The organism is Burkholderia sp. FW306-1C-G01B, assembly GCF_058781685.1.
On the sequence record NZ_JBYSWZ010000012.1, the window covers coordinates 45,117 to 55,700 of the forward strand.

Genomic DNA, 10,584 nt, shown 5'->3' on the forward strand with positions numbered 1-10,584 from the left:
CCCTTTCTCCGCCGAAATAAATCGTCAGATGATTGAAGGCTTCGACATATGACCACGCTCCGACAGGGGTTTCCGGCACAGCCATCAATAAAATTGATCGTCACGATGAAAATTATGCGTTTTCCTTGCAGGTCGCCGTGATGCATAGTTGCGTCGTGTTGACGCACCTTTGAGTCTTTCAGTCATGAACATGCGAATCGAGCCGTCCGTGCTCGCGAACCCCGACCTGCAATTTGCGACGCTTTCGTCAGGCATCAGCCTGCCGTATGTCGAGCGGGGCAGCGGCGCGCCGATGGTGTTCGTGCACGGCTCGCTGTGCGACTACCGCTACTGGGATCCGCAGCTTGCGTCGCTGTCGGCCCACTACCGCTGCATCGCGCCGAGCCTCAGCCATTACTGGCCGGCCGTCGAAGCGGGCATCCAGGACGAGTTCAGTTGGCAGAACCACGTCGACGAGCTCGCCGAATTCATCGACGCGCTCGATCTCGGCCCCGTGCACCTGGTCGGCCATTCGCGTGGCGGCAGCGTCGCGTTCAACGTCGCGCGCCAGCATCCGCACCTCGTCGAATCGCTCACGCTTGCCGATCCGGGCGGCCCGCTGCAACAGCAGGGCGTGCGCGAAGCCGCGCTGCCGGCCGCCGCGCTCGCGCTGCGCACGAAGGCGGTGAACCTGATCGAGCAGGGCGAAGTCGAAGCGGGCCTCGAAATGTTCGTCGACTCGGTGAGCCTGCCGGGCGCATGGAAGAAAAGCACGTCGCGCTTCCGCACGATGGCGATCGACAACGCGAGCACGCTGCCGAAGCAGTTGCGCGACCCGCTGCCCGCGTATTCGCAGCACACGGCCGGCGACATCGCATGCCGCACGCTGCTGATCGACGGCCAGCGCAGCCCGAAGATGTTCCGCCACAACGTCGACACGCTGTCGCAGTGGATCGGCGATGCGCAACGGCAGACCGTCGCCGGTGCGTCGCACGGGATGAATGCGGCGAGCCCGGCCGTGTTCAACCGCTACGTGCACGAGTTCGTCGCCGCGTAACGTCGCGGGCGGCATGCGCGCCGCCCGTCTTCCTCTCTCTTGCAGAAGCGAAACGGCGCAGAGCTGTCCGCATCGTTTCGCATCCCTCTGCATCACGCAGCCGGCGCCGCCTTGCGCGTCACCGCATCCGGCAACCCGAACACGCTGTCGAACGCCCAGTTGTACGTGAACGTGAAGATCGGGAAGAACACGATCAGCACCGCGTCGTACAGGAATGCCTGCAGCAGCGGCACGTCGAGCCACCACGCGATCAGCGGAATCAGGAACGTCACGAGCGCGGCCTGAAAGCCGATCGCATGCACGACGCGCCGCGCGACGGTGCGCGTCGTTTCCGCACGCCGCCGTTCCCACGCCTCGAACCCGAGGTTGTACAGAAAATTGACGATGACACCCGTCGTCGAGATCATCACGCCAAGCAGGCCGCTCGTCGCCGCGCTAGCACCACTCAGCATGCCGAGCACCGACGACGCGACGAGGATGCCGAGTACCTCGAACATCACGACGTAGACTATGCGTCTCTTCCATCCTTGCATGACCAACCACCTTCGTTTCGAACCAGGTGGCGAGACTACAGCGGGCACTTCGTCCGCAAAAGTCAGGTCCTTTCAATTTTTCTGACAGGAGGCGCGCGTGCTGACCAGCGACCACATCGACATGCTGCTGACCGTCATCGACAAAGGTTCGTTCTCGGCCGCCGCGCGAGCGCTCGGCCGCACACCGTCGGCGGTCAGCATGGCGATCGCGAACCTCGAGGCCGAACTCGCCCTCGTGCTGTTCGATCGCGGCACGCGCGAGCCGACGCCGACCGCCGCGATGGCCGCGCTGCTGCCCGACGCGCGCGCGATCGCCGAGCGGCTGCATGCGCTGCGTGCGCATGCGCAGCACTTGTCGGAAGGTGTCGAGGATACGTTGCGGCTCGGGCTCGCGGCTGAGATCGACGGCGCGCCGGTCGCCCGCGCGCTGACGGCGGTGGCCGCGAAATACCCGGCGCTCGCGATCAGCATCGTCACCGCGCCGCAGGACGCGATCGTCGATGCGCTGCATCGCGGCGCCGTCGATCTCTGTGTCGCGTACGGCGGGCTCGATCTGCATCCGCAGGAACAGATTCACGCGCTGTGGACCGAGACACTCGTCGCGGTTGCCGCGCCGAGTCACCCGGCCATCGCCGAATGCGCGCAGCCCGAGGCGATCGAGCGATTGTCGGGCTTCCGCCAGATCGTGATCGCCGATCCCGAGCGGCCGCTCACCGACGTGCGGCCGTTGATCGGCAACCGCATGTGGAAGGCGACCGACATGGCCACCGCGATCGCACTCGTGAAGGCCGGGCATGGCTGGGCGAACCTGCCCGCATCCGTGATCGGGCGATACGTCGCCGACGGCGAACTCGCGCCGCTCGCGTTCGCGAACATCCGCAACGGGCTGCCGCTGCCCGTGTATTTGCGGCGGCAGAAACACACGGGGCTCGGCAAGGCGGCGAGTGAACTGGTCCGCGCGCTGTGGGCCGAACGCGCCGACGACCGAGCGCTGCCGCTGCCGACAGCCCCCGTCAACGCGTGCGCTTCGCCACGCGCGGCCGTTTTCCGGTCGGGCGCCGACCCGTAGCCGCCCCCGCGAACATCGTCATATCGTGCAGCAGGCAATTCAGCAGCGTATCGGCCGCGACGCCGAGCGGCCGCCCCACTTTCACGAGCAGGCGCGCTTTCGCTGAATCGAACAACGGATGCGCGATCGGCAGCGCGACGAGTTCGCCGCTCTCGAGTTCGCGATATGCCGCGAATGCGCCGATCAACGTAATGCCGTCGTGGCGCTTCACGAAATGGCGCAACACCGCGAGGGAGTTGGTCGTCAGCGTCGGACGGATCGGCAGGTTCTCGGTATAGGCGAGCATCTGCGCGACCTGGCCGAGACCGAACGCCGGCGGCATCAGCGCGAGCGGATACTCGCCAAGTTCGTGCGCGCACACCGCGCCGCCACGCACCGCGAGCGGATGGCCGGCATGAACGAGCGCCACCACCGGCTGTGACGACGTGGCGAGATACTCGATCTCCGGATGGGCCGGCGGGTTGTACGCGAGCCCGATGTGCGCGCGGCTCTCCGCCACTTCCTGCAGCACGTTGTTGACCGGCAGGACGTCGACGATCACGTCGAGCTTCGGATAACGCATGCAGAAATCGGTCAGCACCTCGTCCATCAGCACGTCGACATAACCTTCGCTGGTGACGATGCGCACCTGGCCGGATTGCAGCCGCCGCAACGCCTGCAGGCGCTCCTCGAACAATTCCTGCTGCGAGCGGCACCCGCGCCAGTATTCGAGCAGATGCGCGGCCGCCTCGGTGGGCCGCACGCCGCGCGCCTGCCGCTCGAACAGCTCGACGCCGATCTCCTCCTCGAGCAGCCGAATCTGCCGCGTGATCACGGACGGCGCGGTATTGATGCTGTCGGCCGCGCCGCGGATGGAGCCGTGCGTCAGCACCTCGTGGAAGTAGCGCAAGCGGCGCTGGTTGAGTTCGCGCATGGAGGTTCCCGGTTCGCCCGATCGTTGCCTGTCGGGCAACATTAGATCACTTAAGTTGCTCTTGCTCTGCTTTTTCGGCTCTCCGACGATGCGGCAATCGGAACCCATTCCGCAAGACGCTCACGCCACTGGAGAGAGACATGTCCGCCGTCCCATCCTCCCGCCGTTCGGTCGCGCACGACAGCGCGCCGGTGCAGGCGCTGTACCGCAAACTGAACTGGCGCCTGCTGCCGCTGCTGTTGCTCTGCTATACGTTCGCGTATCTGGATCGCGTCAACATCGGCTTCGCGAAACTCCACATGCAAAGCGCGCTCGGCTTTTCCGACGCGGCCTACGGCCTCGGCGCGGGCATTTTCTTCCTCGGCTACGTGCTGTTCGAGATTCCGAGCAACCTGATGCTGCCCCGGATCGGCGCGCGCAAGACCATCAGCCGGATCATGGTGCTGTGGGGGCTGACGTCCGCCGCGATGATGTTCGTGCACGACACCACGTCGTTCTACGTGCTGCGCTTTCTGCTCGGCGTGTTCGAGGCCGGCTTCGCGCCGGGCATGATCTTCTACCTGACCTACTGGTACGGCCCGCGCCGCATGGCCGGCGTGATGGCCGTCGTGATGATGGCCGGGCCGATCGGCGGCATCGTCGGCTCGCCGCTGTCGACCTGGCTGATGACAGCCCTCGATGGCGCACACGGACTGGCCGGCTGGCAGTGGATGTTCGTCGTGGAAGGTTTGCCGTGTGCGGTGCTCGGCCTGCTGGTACTGAAGCTACTGGCCGATCGCCCGGACGATGCGGCGTGGCTGAGCGACCGTGAGAAAAACCTGCTCGCCACCGAGCTGCCGGTGCCCGCGGCCGGCCACCACGCGTTCGGGCAGGCCGCACGCGACCCGCGCGTCTACCTGCTGGCCTTCGCGTACTTCACGATGATCTGCGGCATCTACGCGGTCAGCTTCTGGCTGCCGTCGATTCTCAAGGCCAACGGCGTGACCGACACGATGCAGATCGGCTTCTATTCGATGATTCCGTATGTCGGCGCCGCGTGCGCGATGCTCGTGATCGGCCGGCGCTCGGACCGTCGCGGCGAGCGCCGGTTGCACAGCGCCGTGTCGGCCATCGTCGGCGCCGCCGCGCTGGCCGCCGCGACCTGGGCCGGCGGCCATCTCGCGGTATCGCTCGCCTGCATGACGATCGCCACGGCGCTGTTGTGGGCGGCCTATACAGTGTTCTGGGCCATCCCGTCGCAATACCTGACGGGCAACGCGGCCGCCGGCGGCATCGCGCTCATCAACACGATCGGCCTGTTCGGCGGCTTCCTCAGCCCGACGCTGATCGGCGAGATCCGCACCGCGACCGGCAGCATGCAGGCGGGATTGCTCGTGATCGTCGCGCTGATGGTCGCGGGCGCCGTGGCGCTGATCATGAACCGCCTGCCCGCCGACGCACGGTGACCGATCGCGTCGCGACGGTGCCGTATCGCCCCATGGAACAAGCACACCGACCTGCTTTACTGGACACGACCTCATGACCCGACGCATTCTCGTTGCCGGTTTCCAGCATGAAACCAACACCTTCGCGCCCACCAAGGCCGCCTATGCGAACTTCGAACGCGGCGAAGGGTTTCCCGCGCTGGTGCGCGGCGCCGACGTGCTCGCCCTGCGCGACGTCAACATTCCGGCCGGCGGCTTCATCAACGCAGCCGAGCGGCACGACTGGCGCCTGCTGCCGGTGATCTGGGCCGGCGCCAGCCCGTCGGCCCATGTCACCGAGGACGCCTTCGAGCGCATCGCCGGCGAGATCGTCGATGCGGCGCGACACGGCGGCTGCGACGCGGTGTATCTCGACCTGCACGGCGCGATGGTCGCCGAGCACACGGACGACGGCGAAGGCACCCTGCTCGACCGCGTCCGCACCGCGGTCGGCCCGGACGTGCCGGTGGTCGCGTCGCTCGACCTGCACGCGAACGTGACCGACCTGATGCTGAGCCGCGCCGACGCGCTGGTCGCCTTTCGCACGTATCCGCACGTGGACATGGCGGAAACCGGCGAACGCGCGGCCGCGCTGCTCGAACGCCTGCTCGAACGCCGGCTCGCAAACCGCGGCCCGCTGCGTCGTGCGGCGCGGCGGCTGCCGTTCCTGATCCCGATCAACGGGATGTGCACGCTGCTCGATCCTGCTCGTGCGATGTACGCGCGCCTCGCGGCACTCGAAACCGGCGGCGTGGTGTCGCTGTCGTTCGCGCCGGGCTTTCCGGCTGCGGATTTCCCGGAATGCGGGCCGGTCATCTGGGGCTATGGCGACACCGACGCGGTGGAAGCCGCCGTGCAGACGCTGTACGACGCGATGCTGGCCGACGAGGCGAAGTGGCAGGTGCCGTTCCTGTCGCCGGACGACGCCGTGCGCGAGGCGATGCGGCTTGCCGCGGACGCGAGCAAGCCGGTCGTGATCGCCGACACGCAGGACAATCCGGGCGCGGGCGGCGATTCGAATACGACGGGCCTGCTTCGCGCGTTGCTGCGTCATGGCGCGCGCGAAGCGGCGCTCGGCCTGCTGTGGGACCCGGCCGCGGTGACCGCGGCGTGGCGCGCAGGGGTCGGCGCGCGCATCGACCTGTCGCTCGGCGGCTCGGGCGTGCCCGGCGACGAACCGCTTCGCGCGCGCTTCGAGGTCGTCGCGCTGTCCGACGGTATCTGCCGCTACGACGGCCCGATGATGAACGGCATGCAGGCCGACGTCGGGCCGGTCGCATGCCTGCGGATCGATGGCGTGCGGATCGTCGTGAGCACCGGCAAGGCGCAGATGCTCGATCGCAATCTGTATCGGGTCGGCGGCGTCGAGCCGGAGGCGATGAAGATCCTCGTCAACAAGAGCTCGGTGCACTTCCGCGCCGATTTCCAGGACATCGCGCACGCGGTGCTGGTCGCCAAGGCGCCGGGCCCGATGCAGGCCGATCCGGCAGACCTGCCGTGGACCCGGCTCACGCGCGGGATGCGAATGAAGCCGATGGGACAGGCGTTCGGCGGCGCGTAATGCGGTGACGCGGCGGCGTGGTTACGCGGTGGCGCGCGATCGGTTCCGCACGGATGTGCCTGTGGCGTCACGCATTGTCGTCCTGCGAGCACGCTGAACGTCATGCACGAGCGGTGCGCGCGGCAGGACGCCGCCGCACCGTCTGTATAGAGATCCGCCGCCTCTGTTTCATTGCAACGCTCCCCGCTGCTATGCAGCTTCAAGTGTGTTGCATCGACAGGTTGAATCCGCAAGCGAAAAGCGTCACTTCATCAACTGCGAGACTTGCTTCTCCACGAAGTCGATAAATACTCTGGCTCGCAGTGGCATGTTTCTTCCATATCCGTGCAACACATGAAGCGGCACGGATCTCAACGCCAACTCCGGCAACACGGGACACAAACGTCCCGCGTCGACATCTTCCTGAACCGTCGCTTTCAGTATCTGTGCGATACCGAGTCCATTCAATGCCGCCAGTCTCATGGTCTCACCGCTGTCGGAGTCGAATGCACCTTCCATCTGCACGCTCACATCGTCAGCAAACGTGACGGGCACCACGCGTCCGGCAAGTCTGTAACGAACGTGGCGATGCATACCTAGTTCGGATGCCGATTCCGGCACGCCGTTGCGGCTCAAATAGTCAGGGGAGGCCACGAGCACTAGCGGCAGATCGCCCAATTTCCGCGCATGTAACGTGCTGTCCATGACCTGTCCGGCTCTGATGACCAGATCGAAACCCTCGCGGATGATGTCGACATGATGGTCGCTCACGTTCACATCGAACAGGAGGCCCGGATGACGCGCCATCAAGTCCTTGGTGAGTGGGTCGAGCAGAATGCGCGCTAACGCGCCGGGCACACTGATACGCAGTTTGCCGACCGCGGCCGGCGACGTAGTCAATGCGTTACCTGCTTCCTCGATGCCTCGTATGAGCGGCGCGATGCGCTCATAGTATGTTTGCCCCTCCATTGTCAGGACGGTAGCCCTTGTCGAGCGCCGGAACAGCCTGATGCCGAGACGCCTCTCCAATCTTCCAACGCTTCTCGACACACTCGACGGCGTCGTGCCGAGCAAGCGCGCCGCTCCCGTGAACGAACTGGCCTCGACCGCTCGAACAAAGGCAGATAAACCATTCAGATTCTCAACAGACAGTTACCGGCATCAACCTGAACGTCGATGGTGGAATGTCGTTGGTGTAATCGCAACCATCAATCGTTAGTCGCGGCGCGATGATATCTGGCGACGTACTTCGCCTGAGCGATGACTTTCCCGTGCATCTGATAGGCGACGACTGCAGGACTCGCCGCCGGCGCCACATCGATTTTTGCCACGTCCAGGGCGGACGCCGTCACGACATATCGATGCGACGCCCCCTGAGGCGGGCACGGCCCACCGTATCTGGATTCGCCAAAGTCCGTCAACGTCTCGACAGCGCCTGCCGGCATGCGCGTCGGATTGCCGGAAGCGCCTTTTTCGATCGACGACTCCGAAGGTGGAATATTGACGACCTCCCAATGGGTCCAGCCGAGCCCGCCGGTCGGCGCATCGGGGTCGAAAATTGTCACGACGAGGCTCTTCGTGCCGCGCGGAACGTGAGTCCACGAAATGCGCGGCGAAACGTTCTGACCGTGACAGCCAAAACCGCCGTAAACCTGTTCGTTCGTAAAGTGTCCGTGACTGAGGTCATCGACCCTGATTGCAAACGGCTCCGCGCTGGCTGTCGCCGGGATGACCGCCAGTGCCGTTGACGTGCAGAGAATCGCGGACAAAAAAATCCTCGAGCGCATGATGTGCTCCGTTGAAGGTAAGCGTTCAGTACAACGGTATCAACCGTATCCTGTAGCAATTCGCAACGGAAGGCGCATTCGCGAACCACGGTGTTGCCTTCGCTGCAACGTCGTTGGCAGGACGTTCAGTCGATTCGATCGTCGCTTACCGATCGGCGTTTCAACAGGAACGCCTTCATGCATGGCGCGTCTGTCCGGTACCGACAGCGCGGATTCGTCAAGGATGTTCGGTGCGCCGGAGGGTATGCCAGTGGATCAGGCAGCAACCGGGTTTGAGGCGGGTACCGTGAATGTCGGCACGGTGCTCACGCGAGGCGTTGCAGTGGACGGCCGCGCGATCTTTGAATCGGCGGAAACGCGTTGATCAGCGGCGGCAATTGCCTGACATCGTGGCATCGATGCCGTCACCGTCCGCCATTTTCCCGATTGCCGAAGTACGACCGAGGCAATCCCGATGTCGGACAGCGCCGAGCCGCCATCGACTTCGGAAGGATCATTGACCGCTTTCGGCGTGCGACCGACGCTCGAATGTCCAACCGCATTATCCGGTGAACGTTGCTGATTGGCCGATCGCCGACATTCCTTCCCCGGACATTCGCGATAACCCATAAAAAAACCCCGGCATGCAGACCTGGGCCTGCATGCCGGGGTTCTTCGCTTTACGGCCGGCGAGCGACGAATCGCCCGCCGTTCGCGCGTCACCGCGCAGCCACTTCCGCCTTGACGGATGCCGCATCACCCACCGCCGTCGGCGCCGGCGCATTCCCCCAACCGCCGCCCAGCGCACGGATCAGGTTCACGGTCGACACGGCCTGCGCGCCGGTCAACTGGTTCGACTGCAACTGCGACTGCAGCACCGAGCGCTCGCTGTCGATCACGTCGAGATACGCGACCTGGCCTTCCTGATACTGCGTGCGCGACAGCGTCGCCGCGCGGCGCGACGCATTGACGGCCGCATCCTGCGCGCGGATCTGGTCGTCGAGCAGGCGCAGATCGGCGAGATTGTCCTCGACTTCGCGGAACGCGACGAGCACCTGCTGCCGGTAGTTCGCGACCTGCTCGTCGTACTGCGCGCGCGCCTGCTGCACGCCGGCCGCACGGCGCCCGCCGTCGAACAGCGGCAGCGTCAGCGCGGTGCCGGCGAACGGCCCGAGCAGGAACGTGCGGCTCGACCACAGGAACAGGTTGCCGAGCGTCGACGCTTCATAGCCGAACGCCCCCGTGATGTCGAGCTTCGGGAAGTACGCCGACTTCGCGAGGCCGATCCGCGCGTTCGCTGCCGCCATCGCGCGCTCGGCCGCCGACACGTCCGGACGGCGTTCGAGCAGCGCGGACGGCAGGCCCGCCGGAATCTTCACGCCGACCGGCACGATCGGCGTTTCCTTGAACGCGAAATCCGCGGGCGCCTTGCCGAGCAGGATCGCGAGCGCATGCTCGGAAGCCGCGCGCCGGCGCGCAACACCGACCGCATCGGCCTGCGCGCTGGCCAGCTCGTTCTTCGCGCGCGACACGTCGAGCTCGCTGATGTCGCCTTCGTTGAAGCGTCGCTGCACGAGCTTCAGCGCCTGATCGCGCAACTCCACCGTGCGGCGATACAGGTCCTGGTCCGAGTCGAGCTGGCGCAGTTCGAAGTAGTTCTGCGCGACGTCCGCCTGCAGCGCGAGCTGCACCGAACGGAACAGCGCTTCGCTCTGCGCCTGGTCGGCGCGCGACGCCTCGACGTTGCGGCCGACGCGGCCGAACAGGTCGGCCTCGTAGGACACCGTGCCCTGCGCGCGCCACAGCGTCGCGTTGGTCGGGCCCGTGCCTTGCGGCTGGAGCTGCGACGCCGACGACAGCCCTTCGCGCGTCGGCCCGAAGCCGGCGCCGACCTGCGGGAACCATTGCGAGCGTGCCGAACGCGTCGCCGCGCGCGCTTCCTCGACACGCGCGGCCGCGGCCTTCAGGTTCTGGTTCGCGGCGAGCGCCTGCGTCTCGAGCGAATCGAGCACCGGGTCGCCGAACACCGTCCACCATTCGCCGCGGTGCGCGCCGTCCGACGGCTCGGCCGTCTTCCACGTGCCGGCCTGTTCGCCCGCGGCGAGCGTCGGCGCTTCCTTGAACGCGGCGGGCGTCGGCGCATCCGGGCGCTTGTAGTCGGGGCCTACCGCGCACGCGGCGAGCAGCGTCGCGAGCAGGGTGCTCGCGGCCGCCACCTTCGCGAAGCGCATCAGGCCATTCGTATTGTGCATGTTGTCCATCTT

Annotated in this window: 9 protein-coding genes and 1 pseudogene; 5 read left to right on the forward strand and 5 right to left on the reverse strand. The window is 66.0% G+C overall.

What is annotated here, in order from left to right:
* The first annotated feature begins 184 nt into the window (after positions 1 to 184).
* Positions 185 to 1,036 (forward strand): alpha/beta fold hydrolase, encoded by an 852-nt coding sequence (locus AC3WLY_RS23280; protein ID WP_175960108.1) that lies wholly within the window; start codon positions 185 to 187, stop codon positions 1,034 to 1,036.
* A 92-nt stretch (positions 1,037 to 1,128) separates the two neighbouring features.
* Here AC3WLY_RS23280 and AC3WLY_RS23285 read toward each other — a convergent pair whose 3' ends face one another.
* A complete protein-coding gene (locus AC3WLY_RS23285; RefSeq protein ID WP_175960107.1) occupies positions 1,129 to 1,569 on the reverse strand; it encodes a PACE efflux transporter in 441 nt (146 codons plus the stop codon).
* A gap of 97 nt (positions 1,570 to 1,666) precedes the next feature.
* Between AC3WLY_RS23285 and AC3WLY_RS23290 the strand changes: the two are divergent.
* Positions 1,667 to 2,542: pseudogene (locus tag AC3WLY_RS23290) on the forward strand (LysR family transcriptional regulator); the annotation flags it as partial.
* 40 nt (positions 2,543 to 2,582) lie between these two features.
* Here AC3WLY_RS23290 and AC3WLY_RS23295 read toward each other — a convergent pair.
* A complete protein-coding gene (locus AC3WLY_RS23295) occupies positions 2,583 to 3,551 on the reverse strand; it encodes a LysR family transcriptional regulator (RefSeq protein WP_175960106.1) in 969 nt (322 codons plus the stop codon).
* Positions 3,552 to 3,691: 140 nt separating this feature from the next.
* Between AC3WLY_RS23295 and AC3WLY_RS23300 the strand changes: the two genes are divergently transcribed.
* Positions 3,692 to 4,996, forward strand: a complete 1,305-nt coding sequence (locus tag AC3WLY_RS23300; RefSeq protein ID WP_175960105.1) for an MFS transporter — start codon at positions 3,692 to 3,694, stop codon at positions 4,994 to 4,996.
* Between the two features lie 73 nt (positions 4,997 to 5,069).
* Positions 5,070 to 6,575: a M81 family metallopeptidase gene (locus AC3WLY_RS23305; protein ID WP_492309780.1), complete on the forward strand. Its 1,506-nt coding sequence runs from the start codon at positions 5,070 to 5,072 to the stop codon at positions 6,573 to 6,575.
* 243 nt (positions 6,576 to 6,818) lie between these two features.
* Here AC3WLY_RS23305 and AC3WLY_RS23310 read toward each other — a convergent pair whose 3' ends face one another.
* Together AC3WLY_RS23310 and AC3WLY_RS23315 are read right to left on the reverse strand one after the other, a co-directional pair.
* A complete protein-coding gene (locus AC3WLY_RS23310; RefSeq protein ID WP_175960222.1) occupies positions 6,819 to 7,706 on the reverse strand; it encodes a LysR family transcriptional regulator in 888 nt (295 codons plus the stop codon).
* A 56-nt stretch (positions 7,707 to 7,762) separates the two neighbouring features.
* On the reverse strand, positions 7,763 to 8,341 hold the full coding sequence (locus tag AC3WLY_RS23315) for a YbhB/YbcL family Raf kinase inhibitor-like protein (protein ID WP_175960103.1): 579 nt from the start codon (positions 8,339 to 8,341) through the stop codon (positions 7,763 to 7,765).
* Between the two features lie 181 nt (positions 8,342 to 8,522).
* On the opposite strand from AC3WLY_RS23315, the gene AC3WLY_RS23320 reads away from it, so the two are divergent.
* A complete protein-coding gene (locus AC3WLY_RS23320) occupies positions 8,523 to 8,705 on the forward strand; it encodes a hypothetical protein (RefSeq protein ID WP_492332720.1) in 183 nt (60 codons plus the stop codon).
* Positions 8,706 to 9,039: 334 nt separating this feature from the next.
* Here the strand turns inward: AC3WLY_RS23320 and opcM are convergent, their stop codons facing one another.
* A complete protein-coding gene (gene opcM, locus AC3WLY_RS23325; RefSeq protein ID WP_175960101.1) occupies positions 9,040 to 10,581 on the reverse strand; it encodes a multidrug efflux transporter outer membrane subunit OpcM in 1,542 nt (513 codons plus the stop codon).
* Positions 10,582 to 10,584 lie beyond the last annotated feature (3 nt).

Coding starts and splice junctions, on each gene's coding strand:
- AC3WLY_RS23305 (WP_492309780.1), top strand. CDS start 5,070: ATGACCCGACGCATTCTCGTTGCCGGTTTCCAGCATGAAACCAACACC.
- AC3WLY_RS23300 (WP_175960105.1), top strand. CDS start 3,692: ATGTCCGCCGTCCCATCCTCCCGCCGTTCGGTCGCGCACGACAGCGCG.
- AC3WLY_RS23295 (WP_175960106.1), bottom strand. CDS start 3,551: ATGCGCGAACTCAACCAGCGCCGCTTGCGCTACTTCCACGAGGTGCTG.
- AC3WLY_RS23315 (WP_175960103.1), bottom strand. CDS start 8,341: ATGCGCTCGAGGATTTTTTTGTCCGCGATTCTCTGCACGTCAACGGCA.
- AC3WLY_RS23320 (WP_492332720.1), top strand. CDS start 8,523: ATGGCGCGTCTGTCCGGTACCGACAGCGCGGATTCGTCAAGGATGTTC.
- opcM (WP_175960101.1), bottom strand. CDS start 10,581: ATGGACAACATGCACAATACGAATGGCCTGATGCGCTTCGCGAAGGTG.
- AC3WLY_RS23285 (WP_175960107.1), bottom strand. CDS start 1,569: ATGCAAGGATGGAAGAGACGCATAGTCTACGTCGTGATGTTCGAGGTA.
- AC3WLY_RS23280 (WP_175960108.1), top strand. CDS start 185: ATGAACATGCGAATCGAGCCGTCCGTGCTCGCGAACCCCGACCTGCAA.